The following is a 21,926-nucleotide window of genomic DNA, read 5'->3' on the forward strand; positions in this document are numbered from 1 at the left end:
GTCCACCACGCGATCACCGCGCTGATCGCCGAGGCGTCAGCCGCCGCCGACATCGACCCCGACCGGATATCGTTCACCAGGGTCCTACGCCTGATCCGCCGCACCGCCACCGGCACGGCGGACATTCCCCCCTCAGGACTGGACTGACCAGCTACCGGTCCACCTGACCCGGATCGCCGATCTCATGATCCCCGAACGCAGGGAACGCACCTGCCCCCGAGCGGTCAAACGAGCCCGCCACAACCAGTACCGGGTCAAGAAACCCAACGAACCGGCCAGCGACCATCCACATCTACCGGGTCCAGCCACCACCAAGATCAACTTAAGCTACGTGGCATTGACCACAGGGCCTACCCCGGGGAACCTGTCGTACGGCAACTCCTCGCTGCTGGTGGCCCAAGGCAGCTACCCGCACCCGAGGTTATGATCTTGCTAGTTTCGAAGCCGGGTGGCAGCGTCACGTACCGTGGTGCTGCACGGGGAAGGTCGGAGGTGATTTTCGGGATGAGCCTGGGGGAAATCTGCTCACTCCCCCGGTCCGCTCTGGGCGGTGGAGATCCCGAAGAGAGGTGGTACCAGGATTCTGGGAATTCCCAACGCGGTCAGCCGGGTGGCGCAAATCGCTGCGGTACTGACGCCGGAGCCCGACGAAACTTTGACCTGTCGGAGCAGGAGAACCCCGGAGGGCGGTTCGATCTCTCCGTTGATCACTATCGTTTTCCTGCACTATGGACCGAGCAATGACGCGATCTGCGGGCGACGAGCGAGTCGACGAGATTGTGCAGGCCATTGTGAAGAGTCGGCGCTACCAGACGGTGGCTCCAGTCACCGTGCGACGTCTGGCCAGAGCCGCTCTCGTCGCGGCTCGGGGCGATGTTTCCGATGCGGTGAAACGGACCAAGCGCGGACTACATGAGATTTACGGTGCGTTTTTGCCGCCCAAGCCGCCCAACTATGCAGCGTTACTCAGCCAGATCGAATCTGCCGTTGACACCGGAGATGACGAAGCGCTACAGGGAGCCCTCCGACGTGCGATGTCGGTGCATCTATCCACCCGGGAGCGGCTGCCACACCTGGCGGGGTTCTACCAAGAAGTTTTCCGTGACCTGCCCGAGCCGAGTACGGTGCGTGACTTGGCCTGTGGCCTCAGTCCGCTAGCTGTGCCGTGGATGGGTCTACCCGAGCAGGCCATGTACGTCGCGTCCGACATCGACGCCCGCCTGATCGACTTCGTGGGTTCCGTGCTGACGAGATTGGGTGTACAACACCGGGTGGGGGTGGCTGATATTCTTGAGGATCGGGTTCACGAGCCAATCGATGTCACGCTACTTCTGAAGACCTTGCCCTGCCTGGAAACTCAGCGCCGGGGATCCGGTTGGGAAGCGATCGACCTCGTCAACTCGCCGATTATCGTGATAACCTTTCCGACCAGATCTCTTGGTCGGCGGTCGAAAGGAATGTTTCAGACCTATTCGCGAAGCTTTGAGTCGCAGGTCCGGGAGCGGTCATACAGCTTCCGGCAACTGGAGATTGGCAACGAGCTGGTCTACGTCATTCAGAAGTAGCTTTTGCCTGATTTTTCAGAAGACCTGAAACGAGCGAATTCGCGGCTCAAGGCGGACCGATACCACCTGGGTCTTACCCCTTGTGGATCGCTATCAGCTCCTCCGACGCCAGGCTGGCCCGTGAAAAGCGCCAACCCCGATCGCGGGCCAGCGCGGAGAGCTCTTCGACATGTCGAGAAACGAAGACCGCGGCTCGACCGTTCATGGCCCGGGTAGGGAACGAAACCACCACATCGCGGCAGTCCAGTCGGTCGATCAGCGCCTGCCCGGCACCCGTACGGCGTCCCTCCAGGCAGTGGTACGTCTTCAGTAGTAGCGCCAGGTCCGCGCTCACCGGCCGGCCGTCGGCGAGCACATCCTCGTGCTGGACCTCGCAGTCCGGGTAGGTCCGCGCCAGAAACGCGTTACCCAACGCGACGAACGACGCGTTGAAGTCGTAGCCGACGTACCGGGCCTCGCTGACCTGCCTCAACCAGGGCAGGGTGAACGGGTTCAGCGCGCACGCGAGGTCCGCCACCGTCCGTGGCGGCGGTACCAGTCCGAACAGGATGGGGTAGAAGTCGTCGAGGTCGGGCAGACGCTCGGCGGTGGAAAAGTGGCCACCCAGCATCTGCCGGCACCAGTCCCGCCGGCCCTGCGGATCGTCGAGATCGGCTCGGTCGACGGCCCGTCGTAGCGCCGGTGGCCGGGCGGTGAGCAGATGCAACGCAGCCACTTTGTGTAACCGGGCCCGGACCCGTCGTTCCAGCTCGGTCGGGTCGCCAGTGCCCCGCCCTTCGCGCCGCACCAGGTCGACAATGGTCTCCGGATGGATGTCGCGGTACTTGGCGGCCGAGGTGAGCCGGGCGATCACCCTGTCGACGGCGGGAGGCTCGGCCGTTCGTGCTGTTGACGTGGCGATGCCCGGTGGGTGGGCACCGGCTCGGCCTAGCGGGTGGTGACCTGCTGGCCGCAGGCTGGCCAGTGATTGATCGTGGTCCGGCGCTGGGTCCGGTGGAGGTGTGGTCACCGGTCGGTCATCCCTGCCCGCCCGGCTCGGGTGCGGCGGGTCCGGCCATCTGGCCGGACCGAATCATCTCCAGCAGGCGGGTGTAGAAGCGAAGATTGTGCAGGGTGGCGAGCCGGTCCGCCAGTCCGTCCTTCACCCGGAACAGGTGGTGCAGATAGCTGCGGCTGTACCTCTGGCAGGTCGGACAGTCGCAGGTCGGGCAGATTGGCTGGTCCTTGCGGGAATTCTCCTCGTCGAGGATGTAGATGTTCTGGTAGAAGCTCCGATCCGGAGTGAGCTGCCGGCTGGCGATATCAGGTTTGAACGCGTAGAGGCGGCCGTGTCGGGCGTCGCGAGTTGGGAGCGTGCAGTCAAAGATCCATCGAGTGTCGAGTTCGCAGAGGGCGACCAGATGCTCGGGCCGGCCGACTCCGAGGGCGAACAGCGGCGCGTCGGGCGGAGTGCTCCGGGCGAGCAGGGTGAACATGTCACGCTCCAACTCGCCGGCGGAGTTCAGCGGCCAGCCGCCGAATCCGAACCCCTGCGCCCCCGACTCGACGAGGGCGTCGACGCAGCGTTGCCGCAGGGTCGGATCGGTACCGCCTTGGACCACCCCGACCAACAGGGGCGGCTCCGAGGTCCGGCGCTGCCGACATTGGAGGTCGTACGCCTGTCGGGCCTGCCGGAACCAGCGGATCGTGCGCTCGGTGGAGGCGAGTTGCTGAGCCGGGGAGTCCTCCGGACCGGTGCAGTCATCGAGGGCGATCACCACGTCGGATCTGAGGCCGAATTGCCATTCGATGACCTTTTCTGGGGTGAGTACGATCTTCTTCGTGTCGGGCGATTCTTGAAAAGTCACCCCGTTCGATCGGATTGATCCTGTCTGACCCCGTTTGCGGATGAGAGAGAGTATCTGGAACCCGCCGGAGTCAGAGACGATCACACCGTCCCAGGCCATGAAATGGTGTAGCCCGCCGGCCCGTCGGACGGCCTGGAGCCCGGGGCGCTGGGCCAGGTGCATGGCGTTCACCATCACCGCCTGGATCCCCACTGCTGCCAGGTCACGGCTGTCGACCGCGCGGACCGAGGCCCGCGTGCCGTCGGGTAGGAACGTTGGCAGAGCGATCGAACCGTGAACGGTCTCCAGTCGGTGCCCGGTCTGGGATGGGTGCCCAGCGGGAGCGGCAGGGTCTGCGGAGATCATCAGGTCGCAGCTCCTCGATCGCGGCAGACGGCTTCCCTACGATACGCGACCCGCCGGACACCATCTCAGCCGCCATCTTGTCAAAGAAGCCAAATTCACCTCTTGTCGACGTCGCCGATCCGTCTCGTCTCTGGGTCGAGTTGTCCGCCGGCGGCGAACCGCAGGGCGGCACCAACCAGGATCGCCAGAAGGCCGCTGACAACGAGCGGGCCCAGCGTGCGCCCAGTGACCGGAAGACCGTGATCCGATGCCCCGTAGCCTGGTCCGCCGGTTACCAGTGGCCCTTCCCCGAGGTACCGGAAAGCCATCTCGTTGGAGGTACCGGCCGGGGTGCTGACGGAAATCGTCGTCGCGCCGCCCTCGCAGGCGGGAGCTGGGAAGGTCAACACGTTTAACGCGCCACCGACCGTGACGACCGCCGGCCCGAGCGTCCGGCCGCAGACTGTCACCCGGGTCTGCCCGGGGATGAAGCTGGTACCGCTGACCGTCGCCGTCGTACCGCCGGCGGCGGTACCCTCACCGGGGTTCACCGAGTCGATCCAGGGCGTGGCATCGCTGCGATACGCGGAGCCGATGAGCGCTTCGACGCCCGTAGGTCCTGGTGGAGCCGGGTCGGACGGTTGCGCTGGCCACGCGTACGCCGCCTCGGCAACGGTCGCCGTGGCGACGGGTCCGTCTCCTTCCGCCGCCGTGACCGGCCCGGACGGCGCCAGGCTGGCGAGTGCGCCGGCCAGAGCTGCGACGGCGAGCATGGATGTATCGCGGCGTGTGGTGGTACGCACAGTTCCTCGTCTCGGACTTCGGCCTCACCGACCCAGGTGGGGATGCGACTCGCACCGTCGGGCAGGAGCAGGAGCGGCGTGGCCGGAAGAATCCGGCAACGACAGGCTGAACGACGGAAAATGCGGCCAGTTACGCAATTGTCCCTAGATCCGCCAGATCAGTCAGATTGCCACCGGCTGCCCGGCGGGGCCGGCAGGCCGGCGTGTCAGACTGCCGTACGTGACATCGCGCCCGCAGATCCCCAACGTGCTCGCCGCCCGGTACGCCTCCACCGAGCTCGCCGCTCTGTGGTCCCCGCAGGAGAAGATCCGGCTGGAACGGCGACTCTGGCTCGCCGTCCTGCGCGCCCAGCGCGACCTCGGCATCGCCGTGCCCGATGGGGTGATCGAGGCGTACGAACGGGTCGTCGACCAGGTCGACCTGACCGCCATCGCCGAGCGCGAGCGGGTCACCCGGCATGACGTCAAGGCCCGGATCGAGGAGTTCAGCGCGCTCGCCGGCCATGAGCACATCCACAAGGGGATGACCTCCCGGGACCTGACCGAGAACGTCGAACAGCTGCAGATCCGGGCATCGCTGGAGCTGATCCGCGACCGGGTCGTCAGCACCCTGGCCCGGCTGGCCCGGCTCGCCGTCGAGCACACCAACCTGGTTCTCGCCGGCCGCTCACACAACGTCGCCGCCCAGGCCACCACGTTGGGCAAGCGGTTCGCGTCGGCGGCCGAGGAGCTGCTCATCGCGTACGAGCGGTTGACCGACCTGATCGACCGCTACCCGCTGCGCGGCGTCAAGGGGCCGGTCGGCACGGCCGCCGACCAGCTGGACCTCTTCGACGGTGACGCCGCCAAGGTCGCCGAGCTGGAGCGCCGGGTCGCCGGTCACCTCGGCTTCCGGCGGGTGCTGGACAGCGTCGGCCAGGTCTACCCCCGCTCCCTCGACCTGGACGTGCTCTCCGCCCTGGCCCAGGTCGCCGCCGCCCCGTCCTCGCTGGCCACCACCATCCGGCTGATGGTCGGCCACGAGCTGGTCACCGAGGGTTTTCGGCCCGGGCAGGTCGGCTCCAGCGCCATGCCGCACAAGATGAACACCCGATCCAGCGAGCGGGTCAACGGGCTGGCCGTGGTGATCCGGGGCTACCTGTCGATGGTCGGCGAGCTGGCCGGCGACCAGTGGAACGAGGGCGACGTCTCGTGCTCGGTGGTGCGCCGGGTGGCGCTGCCGGACGCGTTCTTCGCCGCCGACGGGTTGTTCCAGACTTTCCTCACCGTGCTCGACGAGTTCGGCGCGTACCCGGCGGTGGTCGCCCGGGAACTCGACCGTTACCTGCCGTTCCTGGCCACCACCCGGATTCTCGTCGCGGCGGTGCGCGGCGGCGTCGGCCGAGAAGTCGCGCATGAGGTGATCAAGGAGCACGCGGTCGCGGTGGCGCTGGCCATGCGGGAGCAGGGTGCCGCCGACAACGACCTGTTCGACCGGCTCGCCGCCGACGGGCGGCTCGGGTTGAGCCGGGACGAGATCGCAATGGTGGTCGCCGACCGGGCTGGCTTCGTCGGCGCCGCGCCGTCGCAGGTGCGGGCGGTGGCGGACCGGGTGGCCGCGGTGGTCGCCGACCACCCGGTGGCCGCCGCCTACCAGCCGGCCCCGATCCTGTAGCCCTACCTGCCGCCGGAGCCGGCCGAGCCGCCGGTCTCGTTGCCGGCGCTGGCGTCGGCGTGACTCGCGTCGATCTTCGACTGCTTCGAGTCGTCGCCGGCGTCCGGCCGGATCTGCAGCACCACGGCGGCCGTCCCGTACGCACAGAGCTCCATGTGGGTGCTGCCCACCTGCCGGGTGTCGAACCGCATCCCGATGACGGCGTTCGCGCCCTTCTTCTTGGCAGCATCGCCCAGCTTGCCGATGATCTCGGTCCGGTACTTGGTGAGGCTGGCCGGTCCGCCCGGGTCGGACTTGCCGCCCCGCAGCGCCTTGACGCCTTCCTTGAAGGGGTTGATCGAGCGGACCACCGAGGTGACCACCTCACCCAGCACAATCCGGATTTCGTATCCCGGTAGATCGTTCGTCGTCACGATCAGCACGGAACCGATGCTATGAGTGATGGTGTGCCCTGCTCGCGGGCATTGGTGGGGCCTGCGCCATCCGTCAAACGGCACAGCGCGGCCACTTGGTACCTCAGCGGAGCCCGCGCCAGCTAGCGGTCAGCGGACACCCGCTGGGCAGGCACTAGTCAACTGCCGGGAATAGAGGATCCACGGCCGCGGAGCGACGGCCCTCCTCGCCAACGAAACGGCAGTTCATCCGTTTCTTAGCTGGTTGGGGCTACTGGGCGGTTCTGGGCACTCCTGCCAGGATTGCCGCCGTGTCCGACTACGACTACGCGTACCGTGGGCTCTCCCGCCTCCAGGGAGATGCAGGCAGGCTGACCATGCTGCTGGAGACATCCGGCGGGGCGACCCCCGAGGGCCCGGTGACGCATCCGCAGCTGTTCACAGGTTTCCTTACCGCCCCCGTCGCTGCCGCGACCGCGTTCCTCGTCGTCGCCGACGTGGCGGCGACGCGTTACTACCGGCCACAGCTCGCCGCCTCGCTGGACCCGGTGGTCACGGCCAACGGCGACCGGCTGCGGATCGAGTCCTTCTCCGGATGCTGTGGGGTCTACGCCCGCCTCGACATCCTCGACGACGGCTTGGACGGCGAGGTGATCCGGCACGGCACCACCAACGTCGACGTCAACTCGGATTTCCGCCGAGCGCTCAACCGGGTCGGTGCTGCCACGCCGCTGCACTTGCTCGTCGGGGCGGACGAGGTTGCCGTCACGACGCTCGACGGGCGGTACGTGGAAAAGCAGGTACCCCTGCCGTCGCGGTGGGTGCGCGGCTTCGCCGAGGCGCAGGTGCTGGCCACCGGGCTGAGCCTGCGGGCGGAGGTGCCGCCGGCGGACGCGGAGGCGGTCCTGCGGGCAGCGCCACGCCCTACCACCCGGTCAGTCATCGGCACCACGCACTGGGTGAGCGCGACCGGCCGCGGCCTGCGCCCGGCCACCCGCCCCGGACCGGGCACGATCGGCCTGCCCGGCGTCGAGCGGCTGACCACGCTGTGGCCGGTCCTGCCGTACGCGGACGCCGTCCGGATCTACGCCCCAGCCGACGGAACCCTCGGGCCCGTCGCGTGGGAGGCACGGCTGCCGGGGATGCGGCTGACCTTGATGCTCTCGCCGGCGGCGGCACGGGGCTTCTCCGGCGAGGGCGGGGTGCTCGACGATCTGGCCACTTCGACGGCGACCGAGGACGCCGCCCTGGTGTCCGCGCTGCTGGCCTGGGACCCGACGATCGATGTCGACCAGCTGGCCCGGATGGCGGACCTGCCGTCACACCGGGTCCGGGCAGCCCTGACCACCCTGGGCACGGCAGGTCAGGTCGGCTATGACCTCGCCGAGCAGTCGCACTTCCACCGCGACCTGCCGTACCGACCGCAGCAGGTCGAAGGGCTCAATCCGCGGCTGCGGGCAGCGCGCAAGCTGGTCGCCGCCGGTGCCGTCACGATCGCCGACGGGTTGGCGACCGTCGGTAAGGGCAAGGAGATCCACACCGTACGGTTCGGTGCCGGTGCCGGTGCCGGTGCCGGTGCCGGGGCGAGCTGCACCTGCCTCTGGTGGGCGAAGTACCAGGGCGGACGGGGGCCATGCAAGCACGTGCTCGCCGCCCGTATCACCACGAACTCGATGTGAGGCTACAGTGGACATAATGGACCGGATCGTCGCTGGTGACGTGGCCGGGGTGGGCCGGGCGATGAGAAATCTCACCCCGGCGCAGCGCGCCGGACATGCCGAGACGCTCGCCGAGTTCCGGACGGCACTGCTGTGTCACAAGTGGGAGAAACTGCCTCAGCCGGAGCGGTTCGCGCGCCTCGCCGCCGAATTCGCCGCGCAACCCGACCCCAGCACAGCCGGAAAATGGCTCACCCGGATGGAGAACCACTACTGCCAGAAGGCTGACATCAGTTGGGAGGACGACAAGAACAAGACCGCTGGGCCGCACCGGTGGGTGGTCGAGGTGGTCGACCACTGGACGGCCGAGCAGCAGACCGAGCTGGTTGCCGCGATCGACAGCGCAAGGAAACTCTTCCCGCTTGCCGACTACCTGATCCGGCGCACCGGCTGCCCCCCGCCGACCTCCCACCCGTTCCTGCTCAACTGGCTCTCAGCCCGGTGGTACGGCGGGGACCCGGATCTGGTCCCCAACCCGCCCGGCGCGACGTTCGGTGAGCGGATGCGAAACGACCCACTCACGCCGGTCCTGCTGCCCATCGTCGAGAAAGAACCATATTACTATATGTCGGACTCGGCACAGGCCGAACTCATCGAAGCTGGCCTCATCAGCGGGGACTACGTCGTCGACCTCATCTTCCGCCGAGTCGACAACGGCGATCTCTGCTCGCCGCAGGGGGACAAGGCGCTGGTGCGGTTGATCGCTGATGATCCGCGGTGGCGTGCGCTGGCGGCGGCGTACTGGTCCGAAAGGCTGCAAGAGTGGCTGGAGCAGGTCCGGCAGACGAGCGAACGCAGCGTACTGCGCCGTCGTTTGGAGATGGTCGACGATATGCCACCCACCTTGGCGCAACATGCCGCAGTGGGCCGCGACTATCTCACCTTTCTGGACCTGTGGGTTCCGGTGGCCGAGTACGCCCGGGTCCGCCTCGCCGAGCTTGACGAGGCCGGCCTGATCGAGCCGGAGCTGGTCACCGAAACGACCCGACGACTCCTTCGCCGAGCGGACAAGAAGCTCATCCGGGCGCACCTGACGTGGCTCGACCGGACAGCGCGACGAGACCCGGCACGAGCCGGCCAGCTGGTGCGATCGGCAGCTCTGGCGTTCGGACATCCGGACATCGCTCTGCAGGAGCAGGCGCTCAAGGTGGTCGCCCGGCATCTGGATACCGCGTCGGCGGCGGAGCACGCCGGTGCCGACGAGCCGATCCGGACTGCCCTTGCGGCAGCGGCGGCCCGGTTGACGCCCGCACTGTCCGCGCAGGCCGCTGACCTGTTCGGACCGGTGGCGCGGCGCGACGAGCCGTACGTCGAGACGCTGCCGCTGGTCGAGGCGCCCACTGCGGTGCCGGAACCGCTCGGCACGCCCGCCGAGGTCGCCGAACATGTAGCCGCCGTGCTGGCCGGCAGCCCGGACATCGTGGTGTTCGAACAGGCGCTCGACGGACTCGTCCGCCACTCGGTCCGCGACCGGGTCGGACTCGCCGCAGCGCTGGCCCCCGTCGTGCGGCGGGTACCGGGACGGCCGAGTGACTGCACACCCGTACACCTGTGGGTCGTCGTCCAGGCGGTGACCGGAGCGGTGCCAGACGACGACTGGCTCGTTGCGCGCTGCTGCTGTTGCCGCGGCGAGTTCTCGCCTCCAGGTCAGCTGCTCGCCGCACGTATTCGGGAGGCCGCCGGGGCGGTACGCGCCGGTGACCTTCCGTACCTGCTGGCGGTCCCGACCGACGCCACCGGAGCCCTCGACGCGGCGGTACTCGTGGAGCGCCTGACGGGGTATGCCGAGCGTGGCATCGCCGCGCGATCGGTCGATCTTAGTCAGGCCCTGCTGCGGGTCATTCCCACCACCGACGAGCAGATCATCGATGCGGCCGAGAGGCTGCCGGGCGACGCCGGTCGCCGCCTGTCCAGCTGGCTACGGGCCGGCGGCTACCCGCATCAGCCGTCGACACCGGACGACTGGGAAAAAATTAGTGCCTTCAACATCGTGCACAACTTGATCGACCTGCCCGGGGCCGTGACCGATCTACAACTACCGGCCGACGCCGAGCGGCTCTTCCGTACCGGCACGAGGTGGGATCGGCAGTGCCGCAACCAGTTGGCGGCCTGGGTGGCCACGTTGCCGCACCACCGGGACAGGGTGGCGAACTGCTACTACGACTACAGCGCTCGTGAGCCCTACACGGAGCGGGACAGGCGGGCCTGGATGCGTCTGCTTCCGCAACTGGCCGAGTCGGGCGGCCCGGCCGATTTCGCCCTGCATCTCAGACTCGCGCTGGCCATGGACGCCGACCGTCCTCGGGAACGCGCGGCGGCGATTGACGCGATCCTGGTCCTGGCTGCCCGCGGTGACCTCAACGGCGAACTGCTCGGCCGGCAGATCGTGAAGCTTGGTCCCGAGGGGTATTCGTTTGTGACTCTCAGCCGGGCAATCGAGACTCTGAGGGAGATGGCCGCTACCGGTGCGTACGCCACGGTGTGGTCGGTGTGTCGAGGCGCGCTCCCCGGCCTGCTCGAAGGCGAACCGGTGGCGCGGGGGGTAGGGAAGTTGCTGACCCTTGCGGTGGAGTGCGTGCTGCGGTGCGGGGCGAGCGGCGAGATTCCGCGGGTGACCACCGTGGCGGCGCGTCGTGGGTCGAGCGAGCTGGTCAAGAGTGCCCGAGCGCTGGTGGCGGCGCTCGCCGGCACCCGTCGGTAGCGACCGGATGCCGCACAGTCGGTGAGAGCACGGCGGCGCGGACCCCGTGATCTGTCCACGGGGTCCGCGCCGTCGCGCGTCAGCACCAGTCGGTTCCAGACCAGGTTCAGCTCGGGTCAGACGCCGGCTACCGACCGAATCCAGGACCGGTTGTACGCCACGCTGCCGTAGTTCTGGATGTTGACGCCGTTGGCGGTGGAGGCGACGCCGACCTGCTGGCCGTTGTAGAACTGCGGGCCGCCCGAGTCGCCGCGCCACGCGTTGCCGTTGATCCGGGTGCTGCGGATCGCCCGGCCACCGTACGCGTCGCTGACGCTGGTGCTGGTCACCCGGACCGAGGCGGTCTTGAGCTGGGTCGACGCGCCGCAGCCGCTGTAGCAGGTCATGCCCCAGCCGTAGATGCTGTTGGTCGAGCCGACCGGCGGGTAGCTGCTGGACAGCGTCACGTAGCTGGTGCTGACCGGGCTGGAGAAGTAGAGCAGCGCCAGGTCATAGCGGCCGTACGCGGAGCTGATCGTACGGGTGACGCCGCCGGAGGAGCGGTTGACGCTGCCGATCCGGACCGACATGGATCCGCTGACGCAGTGCCGCGCGGTGAGCACCCAGTTGGAGGCGATGATGCTGCCGGAACAGGTGAACGAGCCGTTGCTGAAGACCGCGGCGGCCCATGGGGCGGACGATACCGTCCCGCCGCCGATGATCTCCTCCGGTGCGGCCGTCGCCGCAGTTGGCGTGGCCAGCAGGCCGATCAGGGTGGTGGCTACTGCTGCCGCAGCCAGACGAACGCGCATGGGTGGGGCTCCTTCCGAGGGAACAACCCGGGGTACGGGTCGGTGAGCCACGCCGCCGGACGGGTATCCGGCAGCGGAGTTTGTTACAGCGCCCGTCCGAAGGTCGTCACCGGGCGTTTGACGAATGACGTTAAGCGCTCCGATGGTCATCTACAAGGATCAAATCGAAGTCATACGATGCATTGATGTCCCGCGACGGCGTCCCGCGCCCCTCGGGGCCCCGCGCTGCCCGCGTCGTGTCGGCCGGTGGTCGCCAGCCGGGTGTGGCAGGCCGTTCGTGGGCGCCCGGTCCGCCGATGAGCCGGTCCGTCGGCGGTGACCGATGTCGTCGTTATCGGTTGGTGGCTGATTTGTGGCCCGATCACCGATTCGGCTCTCCGACCGCCGGTGCGTCGTACCCGGTGCCACCAGGTAGGCTGAGGGGTGCGCGGCCCGTTCGAGGCCGGCACCCCCAACGCGTACACGGTCAGGAGTGCCACGTGGCTCGCGTCGTCGTCGACGTCATGCTCAAGCCGGAAATTCTCGATCCTCAGGGTCAGGCTGTCGCGAACGCGCTGCCGAGGCTCGGTGTCAGCGACGTCTCGGCGGTGCGCATCGGCCGGCGGATCGAGATCGAGTTCGCCGGCGAGCCCGACCTGGATCGGGCTCGTGAGATCGCGGACAAGTTACTGGCCAACCCGGTCATCGAGGACTACCAGGTCCGGCTGGCTGAGCAGCCTGAGACAGCCGGTGATCCGTCATGAGCGCCCGGATCGGTGTGGTCACCTTCCCGGGCTCGCTCGATGACGGCGACGCCGCCCGCGCGGTGCGGCTCGCCGGTGGGGAGCCGGTCCGACTGTGGCACGGCGACGCCGATCTGCGCGAGGTCCAGGCTGTGGTGCTGCCCGGTGGCTTCTCGTACGGCGACTATCTGCGCTGCGGAGCCATCGCCCGGTTCGCCCCGGTCATGCAGTCGATCGTCGCCGCCGCTGGTGACGGCCTGCCGGTGCTCGGCATCTGCAACGGCTTCCAGATCCTCTGCGAGGCTCACCTGCTGCCCGGCGCGCTCACCCGCAACCAGCACCTGCACTTCCGCAACCGGGACCAGATGCTTCGCGTCGAGACCGCCCGGACCGCGTTCACCAACGCGTTCTCTCCGAAACAGGAAGTCCTCGTCCCGCTCAAGAGCGGCGAAGGCTGCTACGTGGCCGACGAACAGACCCTCGACGAGTTGGAATCGACCGGCCGGGTGGTGGCCCGCTACGTCGGCGGCAACCCCAACGGTTCGCTGCGCGACATCGCTGGCATCACCAACGCCGCCGGCAACGTCGTCGGGCTGATGCCCCACCCGGAGCACGCCGTCGAGGACCTGACCGGTCCGTCCCGGGACGGGCTTGGCTTCTTCACCTCCATCCTCAAGCACCTCGCGGGAGTGCCGGCATGACCACCCAGTCGGAGGCCGCCGCCGCCGGCCCGGCAGCGACCGACCTCGGCGTACCGGTCGACCGGTACGCCGGTGGCCCGGACACCGTCGAACGCGCCACCGACACACCTGATGAGCTGCAGCCGTACACCGAGCTGGGGCTGCGCGACGACGAGTACGAGCGGATCCAGCAGATCCTCGGCCGTCGGCCGACCCAGTCCGAGCTCGCCATGTACTCGATCATGTGGAGCGAGCACTGCTCCTACAAGTCGAGCAAGGTGCATCTGCGGCAGTTCAGCGAGAAGGCCCCGGCCAGCGACCTGATGCTCGCCGGCATCGGGGAGAACGCCGGTGTCATCCGGGTCTCCGACACCCTCGCCGTCACCTTCAAGGTCGAATCGCACAACCACCCCAGCTTCGTCGAGCCGTACCAGGGTGCGGCCACCGGCGTCGGCGGCATCGTCCGCGACATCCTCGCCATGGGTGCCCGCCCGGTCGCCGTGATGGACCCGCTGCGGTTCGGCGCCGCCGACCACCCGGACACGGCCCGGGTGCTGCCCGGCGTCGTCGCCGGGGTCGGCGGCTACGGCAACTGCCTGGGCCTGCCCAACATCGGCGGCGAGGTCGTCTTCGACCCCTGCTACCAGGGCAACCCGCTGGTCAACGCGCTCTGCCTCGGCGTACTGCCGGTGGACCGGCTGCAGAACAAGGCCGCCGCCGGGGCTGGCAATGTCGTGGTGCTGCTGGGGGCCAAGACCGGCCGGGACGGCATCGGCGGGGTGTCGGTGCTGGCCAGCGCCACCTTCGACGACGCCAGCCAGCAGCGCCGCCCGTCGGTGCAGGTCGGCGACCCGTTCATGGAGAAGCTGCTGATCGAGTCGTGCCTGGAGCTGTACGACGCCGGGCTGGTCGTCGGCATTCAGGACCTCGGCGGCGCCGGCCTGACCTGCGCGCTCACCGAGACCGCCGCTGCGGCCGGCACCGGCATGCGGGTCTGGCTGGAGCGGGTTCCGCTGCGTGAGCCGTCGATGGAGCCACACGAGATCCTGGCCAGCGAGTCGCAGGAACGGATGCTGCTGATCGTCGAGCCGGCGCAGCTCGACGCGGTGCTCGCCACCGCGGAAAAATGGGGCGTGCTGGCCACCGCGATCGGTGAGGTCACCCCGGCCGAGTCGGACGGTCGAGTTGGGCGGCTGGTGATCAGCTGGCGTGACCATGTGGTGGTCGACGTACCGCCGGGGTCGCTGGCCGACGACGGCCCGGTCTACGCCCGGCCGATGCGCGAGCCGGCGGACCTGATCCTGTTGCAGGCCGACCGGGCGGAGACGCTGCCCCGCCCCGGCACCCCGGACGAGTTGCGGGAAACCCTGCTGCGGATGATCGCCTCGCCTAACCTGTGCGACCGCAGTTGGGTGACCGAGCAGTACGACCGGTACGTGCTAGGCAACACTGTGTTGGCCCAGCCCGAGGATGCCGGGGTCATCCGGATCGACGAGCAGAGCGGCCTCGGTGTCGCCCTGTCGGTCGACGGCAACGGCCGGTACGCCCGGCTCGACCCGTACCAGGGGGCGAAGCTCGCCCTTGCCGAGTCGTACCGCAACGTGGCGGTGACCGGTGCCCGCCCGGTGGCGGTCACCAACTGCCTCAACTTCGGCTCCCCCGAGGACCCGAGCGTGATGTGGCAGTTCGCCGAGGCGGTTCGCGGCCTCGCCGACGGCTGCGCCGAGCTCGGTATCCCGGTGACCGGCGGCAATGTCAGCTTCTACAACCAGACCGGTGCCGCCGCGATCCACCCCACCCCGGTGGTCGGTGTGCTCGGGGTGCTCGACGACGTGGCGCAGCGCGTCCCGATGGGCTTCGTCCCGCCGTCACACAGCGACGGTGACCTGATCATGCTGCTCGGCGAGACCGAGCTGGAACTCTCCGGATCGGAGTGGGCCTGGGTCACCCACCGGCACCTCGGCGGTACGCCGCCCAAGGTCGACCTGGATCGGGAGCGGGTGCTGGCCACCGTGATCGGGGCGGCGGCCCGGGTAGGGCACATCACCTCGGCCCACGACCTCTCCGACGGCGGGCTCGCCCAGGCACTGGTCGAGGCGTGCCTGCGCCGGTCGATCGGGGCGCGGATCGCGTTGCCGCCGGAGTTCAGCGACGGTTCGATGCCGTTCGTGTTCCTGTTCAGCGAGTCGGCGGGGCGGGCCATGGTTGCCGTGCCGCGCGGGCATGAGAAGGCGTTCACCGCGCTCTGCGTGGAGCACGGACTGCCCTGGACCATGATCGGAGTGACCGACCCGGCGGCCCGGCTGCTGGAGGTCCGCGACCAGTTCAGCGTCGGCCTGGACGAGCTGCGCGGTGCCCACACCGGTACCCTGCCGGCGCTATTCAGCGCGGTGGGGCCGCGTAACGTGCCGGCGGACCCGCAGGATCCGGACGCCGTCGGGGTGTTGGCCAGCGAGGCGGTCGCGATTGACGCCCCGGCCGGTACGCCGGAGCAGACCACGGCGACGGTGGACGTCGACCCGGACAGCGACGAAGCCGAAGCGGTGACCGAACCTGCTGCCGCGGTGACCGAGCGGGAGACGGAAGCAGTCACCGACAGCGAGGCGGTAGCCGAGGAAGCGGCAGACAGCGGCGGCGTAGCGGCGGCCGAGGAAACGGTGGCCGACGACGCGACCGCCGACGACGCGGCCGACGACGCGGCTCAGCCGGTGGACCGCCCCGACCCGTCCGCCGGCAAGCCGAAGAACCAGAGCTGACCGGGCGGACGGCAGACTGACTCACCGATGAGATGGGCCGGACCCGATCGGGTCCGGCCCATCTCATCGATGAGGCGTCGAGTAGCCGTCAGTCGTCGAGCCAGTCGAGGGAACGTCGCTCACCCCGGTTGCCGGCCTGCGGCGTGGCACCGTGCCGAGTTTGGTCGCCAGGCGGCTGCTCGGCGCCGTAGGGCTGCTGGTCGTAGGGCTGCTGTCCGTACGGCATCTGCTGGTCGTAGCCGCCCCGTTGGTCAGGGACGCGGCGGTCGTCGTAGCCGCCCCCAGGCGGGTAGCCGCCACCTTGGTCGTAGCCGCCACCGGTTGGGGGGCCGTACCCGCCCGGTTCCCGGCCGGACTCGTAGCCCGCCGACCCGCCGGGGCCGTAGTCCGGTGACCCGTAGCCCTGGTCGGAGCCGTATCCACTGCCCCGGTCGCCACCGTAGTCACCGCCCGGGTAGCCCGCGTCGGGGTAACCGCCGGCCTGGGGCGGGCTTTCTCCGTAGCTTCCGCCGTAGCCCGCACTCGCGCCGTAACCACCGCCATCCGGCCCGTAACCGGGGCTGCCGCCCCGGTAGCCGGGCTGCGGCGGCTCCGGACCACGCGGTGGTGGCGGCACGTCGCCGCGCCCCTGATCCGGGCCGGGGTAACCGGCGGATTCGTACGGTGGGCCGGACTGCCCGTAGCTGCCCGGCTCGTAGCGCCCGGTCGGCTCGTCGTAACGATCGGTGCCGTACCCTCCGGCGGAGTCCGCTCCGTACCTGCCGCCGGAGTAGCCTGCGCCGCCGGCGTCGCCGTAGCTTCGGCCACCGCGGTAGCCGCCGGCCTCGTCGGCTGGCGGCCGACCGGCCGGCTCGCCGTACGGGCCGCCGGACGAGGGCGGGGTGCCGTAGGTGCCGGGTGCCCCCGACGACGGGGCGTTGCCGCCGTACTGACTGCCGCCGTAGGTCCCGCCGGAGCGGGCCGCACCGCCCGGTCCATCGTAGCCGGACCCGGCCCCACCACCCGGCTGGTCGGCGCCGGGAACCGCGCCGTAAACGCTGGTGGCACCGGCGGGGTCGGAGCCGTAGCCGGGCTGGGTCGGCGGTCCACCCCAGCCCGGGCGCTGGTCCGCGCCGTACCGTGGCTCGGGCCCGGCCGGTGGGTTCGGACCGGGCGGCGGCGGAGCACCGTACGGGTCGGGGAACTCGTCCTTGATCGGTGGCATCTGGTGCAGCATCGTCGGCGCGTCCGATAGCGACGGCCGGGTCACCATCGTGGCGTCGGAGACCGGGCCGGGCGGCATCGGCGGCATCGCCACCCGGGTCGCGTCGTCGGCACCGTGGTAGACGCCGCGACTGCCCGGCAGTGCGGCCCGCCCGTCAGCTGGGTCGTCGTCGGCCGGCTCTGGGTCGTCGTCGACGTCGCCATCCTTGCGCCGCACCAGCAGCAGCACGATGGCCCCGACACCGAGCGCGACCAGCAGGCCGCCCATGATGATCAGCAGCCAGGAGCCCATCCCCCCGCCGCTGCTCTCGTTCGCCAGGTTCTGGGTGTCGATCGGTGGGGCTTCGGTGGCCGCGCCGCTCGGGGTCGCCTCGGCGGTCGCCGACGGGGTCGCCTCCGGAGTGGCCGACGGGGTCGGCTCCACGTTCGACTTCAGGGTGATCCGGTCGACGGTGATCGACTGCCCGGCGGCGGCGGTGACGACCTTCACGTCGCTGTCGTTGTACTCGTCGGCGGTCGCTGCGATCCGGATGTCGCCGGGGACGATCGGCCGGTCGTTGCTGGAGGTGAACCGGTAGTTGCCGTTGCCGTTGGTGGTGGTGTCGTAGCTGTTGCTCTGCGAGTCGCTCATCACGACCACGGCGCCTTCGATCGGTTCACCGGTGGAGACGTCGGTGACCTTGCCGGCGACCTCCTTGACCCGGGGCGCCTCCTGCGGCCCGCGGACCGAGACGTCGCGCTGGACCCGGCCGTTCTCCCCGTCGACGACGGCGACGATCTCCACCCGGCCGTTGCGGTTCTGGTTGGTCCCGAGGTTGCCGGCGATCAGCTCGACCGTGTAGGTCTTGCTCGCGCCCCGGTCGATCGTGTCGGTGAAGTCGCACTGCCCTTCGCACCGGAGCTCGTTGATGTTCGTGGCGACCCGGATGTTGAAGGAGGTCCCGCCCTCCACCTCTTCGCCCGCCGGGTTGTTGTTGCGGACCTCGAATTCGAGGGTGGCCCGGCCACCGGAGCTGAGGTTGGCGTTGGAGAGGCTGCGGATGGTGACTGTGGGTGCCTCGGCGGCCGCTGGCGCGGCGGGCAGGCCGACTAGTGCGACGGCAGCCAGCGCTGCGACAACACCGGCCCGCGAAAGCCAGGCTCGTAGGTGTGTTGTCACGTCCACCGCCTTCCGGTTTGATCCTTCCCCCGCACCAGGATTCGGGCAGGGGTCACCCGTGACGAGTACACCGTCGGCAACTATGCCTTGCCGAGACGGATGTGCGCGACCCAGGGGCGGGAGCCACTGGCACCGGAGCTAGTCGTATCGTCCCGATGTGTCCTCTCCGTACAGTAAGTTCACTACGGTCGCCGCCGTGCGGGACGCTTTGGCCGCCGGTGCCGTCCCCGCCCGTGTGCAGCTACGCGATGCGGTCCGCCTGCTCTTGGCGGCGCTGGCCGAGCGAGCGCCGGGCCGATCGGTGGAGGTCCGTGTCCCACCTTACGGTGCAATTCAGTGTGTAGCCGGGCCGCGACACACCCGAGGCGCCCCCGCGAACGTGGTGGAGATCGACCCGGTGACCTGGGTGCTGCTGGCGACCGGCGAGCTCGACTGGGCCTCGGCCGTGCTGGATGGACAAATCTCCGCGAGTGGTCCGAGGTCCGATATATCCCCGTACCTGCCGCTGTGAGGCGGGCTGGCGATTTGCCAGCCAGCTGCGGCGGTCACCCGGCTGACTGCGGTGGACACCCGGCGGGTGTGGGGCCAAATGGAGCACACTGGGCCAACCGGAACCTCGCGTACACTGTTCGGCGACGGTAGTCCGGTGACACCCCGCGCTGAGGCGTGCAGGCCACATGCAGGCCAGGCGTCAGTGCAGACCAGTACGAGGGAGCGGCAGGTGCCTCGAGGCGACGGCCGGTTGAGTCACGATCTTGATCCCCAACGACCCGGTCCGCAGGACGCCTGTGGCGTATTCGGCGTGTGGGCACCGGGGGAAGAGGTCGCGAAGCTCAGCTACTTCGGTCTCTACGCCCTGCAACACCGGGGTCAGGAGGCCGCCGGGATTGCGGTGAGTGACGGCTCCGGCGTGGTGGTCTACAAGGATCTCGGCCTGGTGGCCCAGGTCTTCGACGAGCCGACCCTGGCCAGCCTGCGCGGTCACCTCGCCATCGGGCACGCCCGCTACTCCACCACCGGCGGCTCGACCTGGGAAAATGCCCAGCCGACGATCAAGGCGACCAGCGCCGGCACGACGATCGCCCTGGCGCACAACGGCAACCTGGTCAACACCGCCGAGCTGGCCCGCGAGGTGGTCGACCGAGGGCTGTCCGGTGACGGCTCGACCTCGGACACCGCCCTGGTCACCAGCCTGCTGGCCAGCCGCCCGGACCTGTCGGTCGAGGCCGCGGCGCTGGAGGTGCTGCCGACCTTGCGGGGCGCGTTCAGCTTCGTCTTCATGGACGAGACCACGCTGTACGCGGCGCGCGACCCGCACGGCGTCCGGCCCCTGGTGCTCGGCCGGCTGGAGCGGGGATGGGTGGTCGCCAGCGAGACCGCCGCGCTGGACATCGTCGGCGCCACCGTGGTCCGCGAGGTGGAGCCGGGCGAGCTGATCGCCATCGACGAGCACGGGCTGCGGTCGGCCCGGTTCGCCCCGCCGGAGCCCAAGGGCTGCCTGTTCGAGTACGTGTACATCGCCCGCCCGGACACCACCATCGCCGGGCGGAACGTGCACGCCGCCCGGGTGCAGATCGGCCGCCGACTGGCCCGGGAGCACCCGGTCGAGGCGGACCTGGTGATCCCGGTGCCGGAATCGGGCACGCCGGCCGCGATCGGCTACGCCGAGCAGTCCGGCATCACCTACGGCGCCGGCCTGATGAAGAACTCGTACGTCGGCCGTACGTTCATCCAGCCCTCCCAGACGCTGCGTCAGCTCGGCATCCGGTTGAAGCTCAACCCGCTGCGCGAGAACGTCCGCGGCAAGCGCCTGGTGGTGGTCGACGATTCGATCGTGCGGGGCAACACCCAGCGGGCAATTGTGCGGATGCTGCGCGAGGCGGGTGCTCTGGAGGTGCACGTACGCATCTCGTCACCGCCGGTGAGCTGGCCGTGTTTCTACGGCATCGACTTCGCCACCCGGGCTGAACTGCTGGCCAACGGGCTGGACACAGAGGGTATACGCCGGTCCATCGGTGCGGATACTCTCGGTTATGTCTCGCTTGCCGGTCTGATAGCGGCAACCGAGCAGCCGAAGACACGATTGTGTCGGGCATGTTTCGATGGGGAGTACCCGATCGAGTTGCCAGCTGGCAATCTGATCGGCAAGCACGTGCTCGAAGGTGTGGACCGCCGGGTCGCTGGCGGGGTCGGCCATCCGGGGGACATCACCGAGCAGGACTATCAGGCCGGCGGCGACCGGACCGGCCCGGGCGCTCAACGGTTCGCTGTCAGCACTGGCGGCCCCGAGGCCCTGCACCGCCCGTAGCACCGGCCGGACCGGCCTCGGTCGTCCGACCGGCAGCCCGAGTCGAGCGATCCTCGACAGCTACCCGACGCGGCCTCGCCGCGAGAAGCACAAAGGGGAGAACCGTGACGCACGTGACTGAGCGCGGCAGCGCGGACGTCGGCCCGCCCGCCGACGACTCCGGCGCCCGGACGGTCAACCGCCAGCCGTGGACGGCCAGCGCCGGCCGGTCCGGCCGCAAACGCACGGTGACGTACGCGGACGCCGGCGTCTCCATCCATGCCGGTGAGCGCGCCGTCGAGCTGCTCAAGTCGAAGGTGCACAAGACCACCCGGCCCGAGGTGATGGGCGACATCGGCGGCTTCGCCGGGCTCTTCCGGCTCGACGTGCAGAAGTACCGGCAGCCGATCCTGGCCTCGTCGACCGACGGGGTGGGTACCAAGCTGGTCATCGCCCAGCAGATGAACATCCACGAGACGGTCGGCATCGACCTGGTCGCGATGGTGGTCGACGACCTGGTCGCCTGCGGGGCGGAGCCGCTGTTCCTGCTCGACTACATCGCCTGCGGCGAGGTCGTGCCGGACAAGGTCGCCGAGATCGGCGCCGGCATCTCCGATGGCTGCCGGTATGCCGGCTGCGCGCTGCTCGGCGGCGAGACCGCCGAACACCCCGGGGTGCTGCGGCCGGACGAGTACGACGTCTCCGCGACCGGCGTCGGCGTGGTCGAGGAGAGCGAGATCCTCGGCCGGGACCGCGTCGAGGTGGGCGACGTGGTGATCGCGATGCGGTCCTCGGGTCTGCACTCCAACGGCTACTCGCTGGTCCGCCACGTGCTGCTCGGCGCCGGCCGGATGCGGCTGGACACGGTGGTCGAGGATTTCGGCCGGCAGCGGACCCTGGGCGAGGAGCTGCTCACCCCGACGAAGATCTACGCCCGGGACTGCCTGAAGCTGATCGAGGAGTGCGAGGTCCGGGCCCTGGCCCACGTGACCGGCGGTGGCATCCCCGGAAACCTGGTACGGATCCTGCCCGAGCACGTCGACGCGCTGGTCAACCGCGCCACCTGGAAGCCGCAGCCGATCTTCGACCTGGTGCAGGCGAAGGGCCGGATCGAGGACAACGAGATGGAGTCGACGTTCAACATGGGCGTCGGCATGTTCGCCATCGTCTCCGCCCAGGACGCCGACCGGGCGCTCGCCTGCCTGACCGGCAGCGGCATCGAGGCCTGGCAGGCCGGCGACATCATCGAGGGCTCCGGCACCGTACAGATGGTCGGTCACCACACCCGAGGCTGACAGCGGGCCGCTGCCGCGTCACCTCGGCG

16 protein-coding genes are annotated in these 21,926 nt (G+C 69.4%); 10 read left to right on the forward strand and 6 right to left on the reverse strand.

Going from position 1 to position 21,926, the window contains the following annotated elements; translation table 11 throughout:
* The first annotated feature begins 740 nt into the window (after positions 1 to 740).
* On the forward strand, positions 741 to 1,565 hold the full coding sequence (locus ACFHWS_RS09875) for an Rmt family 16S rRNA (guanine(1405)-N(7))-methyltransferase (RefSeq protein ID WP_416553853.1): 825 nt from the start codon (positions 741 to 743) through the stop codon (positions 1,563 to 1,565).
* Positions 1,566 to 1,638: 73 nt separating this feature from the next.
* Here the strand turns inward: ACFHWS_RS09875 and ACFHWS_RS09880 are convergent, their stop codons facing one another.
* The 3 genes from ACFHWS_RS09880 to ACFHWS_RS09890 all read right to left on the reverse strand — a co-directional run bounded on the left by ACFHWS_RS09880 (position 1,639) and on the right by ACFHWS_RS09890 (position 4,509).
* Positions 1,639 to 2,418 (reverse strand): hypothetical protein, encoded by a 780-nt coding sequence (locus ACFHWS_RS09880; protein WP_416568061.1) that lies wholly within the window; start codon positions 2,416 to 2,418, stop codon positions 1,639 to 1,641.
* Positions 2,419 to 2,581: 163 nt separating this feature from the next.
* The gene (locus ACFHWS_RS09885; protein ID WP_416553857.1) at positions 2,582 to 3,757 is read right to left on the reverse strand and encodes a tRNA-ribosyltransferase family protein; all 1,176 of its coding nucleotides are present in this window, start codon (positions 3,755 to 3,757) and stop codon (positions 2,582 to 2,584) included.
* A gap of 95 nt (positions 3,758 to 3,852) precedes the next feature.
* Entirely contained in the window at positions 3,853 to 4,509 is a 657-nt protein-coding gene (locus ACFHWS_RS09890; protein WP_416553859.1) for an IPT/TIG domain-containing protein, read from the reverse strand.
* Positions 4,510 to 4,759: 250 nt separating this feature from the next.
* On the opposite strand from ACFHWS_RS09890, the gene purB reads away from it, so the two are divergent.
* On the forward strand, positions 4,760 to 6,193 hold the full coding sequence (gene purB, locus ACFHWS_RS09895; RefSeq protein ID WP_416568062.1) for an adenylosuccinate lyase: 1,434 nt from the start codon (positions 4,760 to 4,762) through the stop codon (positions 6,191 to 6,193).
* A gap of 2 nt (positions 6,194 to 6,195) precedes the next feature.
* On the opposite strand, the gene ACFHWS_RS09900 is transcribed toward purB, so the two are convergent.
* Positions 6,196 to 6,615 carry a YbjQ family protein gene (locus tag ACFHWS_RS09900; protein WP_416553863.1) on the reverse strand — a complete coding sequence of 140 codons (420 nt, stop codon included), beginning with the start codon at positions 6,613 to 6,615 and terminating at the stop codon, positions 6,196 to 6,198.
* A gap of 281 nt (positions 6,616 to 6,896) precedes the next feature.
* Here ACFHWS_RS09900 and ACFHWS_RS09905 point away from each other — a divergent pair, with 281 nt between their 5' ends.
* Positions 6,897 to 8,264, forward strand: coding sequence for an SWIM zinc finger family protein (locus ACFHWS_RS09905; RefSeq protein WP_416553865.1), 1,368 nt, complete (start codon positions 6,897 to 6,899; stop codon positions 8,262 to 8,264).
* A gap of 16 nt (positions 8,265 to 8,280) precedes the next feature.
* Positions 8,281 to 11,004, forward strand: coding sequence for a hypothetical protein (locus tag ACFHWS_RS09910; protein WP_416553867.1), 2,724 nt, complete (start codon positions 8,281 to 8,283; stop codon positions 11,002 to 11,004).
* Between the two features lie 116 nt (positions 11,005 to 11,120).
* Here the strand turns inward: ACFHWS_RS09910 and ACFHWS_RS09915 are convergent, their stop codons facing one another.
* Positions 11,121 to 11,795, reverse strand: a complete 675-nt coding sequence (locus ACFHWS_RS09915; protein ID WP_416553869.1) for a S1 family peptidase — start codon at positions 11,793 to 11,795, stop codon at positions 11,121 to 11,123.
* Between the two features lie 479 nt (positions 11,796 to 12,274).
* Between ACFHWS_RS09915 and purS the strand changes: the two genes are divergently transcribed.
* Genes purS through purL form a run of 3 tightly spaced genes read left to right on the forward strand, consistent with a single transcriptional unit; the run spans position 12,275 to position 15,953 of the window.
* Positions 12,275 to 12,538 (forward strand): phosphoribosylformylglycinamidine synthase subunit PurS, encoded by a 264-nt coding sequence (gene purS / locus ACFHWS_RS09920; RefSeq protein WP_278172523.1) that lies wholly within the window; start codon positions 12,275 to 12,277, stop codon positions 12,536 to 12,538.
* Positions 12,535 to 13,218 carry a phosphoribosylformylglycinamidine synthase subunit PurQ gene (purQ, locus tag ACFHWS_RS09925; protein ID WP_416553871.1) on the forward strand — a complete coding sequence of 228 codons (684 nt, stop codon included), beginning with the start codon at positions 12,535 to 12,537 and terminating at the stop codon, positions 13,216 to 13,218. Before purS ends, purQ begins: the two co-directional genes overlap by 4 nt.
* The gene (gene purL / locus ACFHWS_RS09930) at positions 13,215 to 15,953 is read left to right on the forward strand and encodes a phosphoribosylformylglycinamidine synthase subunit PurL (protein WP_416553873.1); all 2,739 of its coding nucleotides are present in this window, start codon (positions 13,215 to 13,217) and stop codon (positions 15,951 to 15,953) included. The genes purQ and purL overlap by 4 nt, the downstream gene beginning before the upstream one ends.
* Before the next feature lie 88 nt (positions 15,954 to 16,041).
* Here purL and ACFHWS_RS09935 read toward each other — a convergent pair whose 3' ends face one another.
* Complete coding sequence (locus ACFHWS_RS09935) at positions 16,042 to 18,315, reverse strand: carboxypeptidase regulatory-like domain-containing protein (RefSeq protein WP_416553875.1); 2,274 nt, start codon at positions 18,313 to 18,315, stop codon at positions 16,042 to 16,044.
* 157 nt (positions 18,316 to 18,472) lie between these two features.
* Between ACFHWS_RS09935 and ACFHWS_RS09940 the strand changes: the two genes are divergently transcribed.
* The 3 genes from ACFHWS_RS09940 (at position 18,473) to purM (ending at position 21,897) form a co-directional block, all read left to right on the forward strand.
* Positions 18,473 to 18,826, forward strand: a complete 354-nt coding sequence (locus tag ACFHWS_RS09940) for a sterol carrier family protein (protein WP_416553877.1) — start codon at positions 18,473 to 18,475, stop codon at positions 18,824 to 18,826.
* A gap of 210 nt (positions 18,827 to 19,036) precedes the next feature.
* Entirely contained in the window at positions 19,037 to 20,623 is a 1,587-nt protein-coding gene (purF, locus tag ACFHWS_RS09945; protein WP_233606602.1) for an amidophosphoribosyltransferase, read from the forward strand.
* A gap of 104 nt (positions 20,624 to 20,727) precedes the next feature.
* Positions 20,728 to 21,897 (forward strand): phosphoribosylformylglycinamidine cyclo-ligase, encoded by a 1,170-nt coding sequence (gene purM / locus ACFHWS_RS09950; RefSeq protein ID WP_416553879.1) that lies wholly within the window; start codon positions 20,728 to 20,730, stop codon positions 21,895 to 21,897.
* Positions 21,898 to 21,926 lie beyond the last annotated feature (29 nt).

This window comes from Micromonospora sp. LOL_013, from assembly GCF_048060315.1.
GTDB lineage: Bacteria > Actinomycetota > Actinomycetes > Mycobacteriales > Micromonosporaceae > Micromonospora_E.

Coding starts and splice junctions, on each gene's coding strand:
- purQ (WP_416553871.1), top strand. CDS start 12,535: ATGAGCGCCCGGATCGGTGTGGTCACCTTCCCGGGCTCGCTCGATGAC.
- ACFHWS_RS09915 (WP_416553869.1), bottom strand. CDS start 11,795: ATGCGCGTTCGTCTGGCTGCGGCAGCAGTAGCCACCACCCTGATCGGC.
- ACFHWS_RS09885 (WP_416553857.1), bottom strand. CDS start 3,757: ATGATCTCCGCAGACCCTGCCGCTCCCGCTGGGCACCCATCCCAGACC.
- ACFHWS_RS09875 (WP_416553853.1), top strand. CDS start 741: ATGACGCGATCTGCGGGCGACGAGCGAGTCGACGAGATTGTGCAGGCC.
- ACFHWS_RS09910 (WP_416553867.1), top strand. CDS start 8,281: ATGGACCGGATCGTCGCTGGTGACGTGGCCGGGGTGGGCCGGGCGATG.
- purL (WP_416553873.1), top strand. CDS start 13,215: ATGACCACCCAGTCGGAGGCCGCCGCCGCCGGCCCGGCAGCGACCGAC.
- ACFHWS_RS09890 (WP_416553859.1), bottom strand. CDS start 4,509: ATGCTCGCCGTCGCAGCTCTGGCCGGCGCACTCGCCAGCCTGGCGCCG.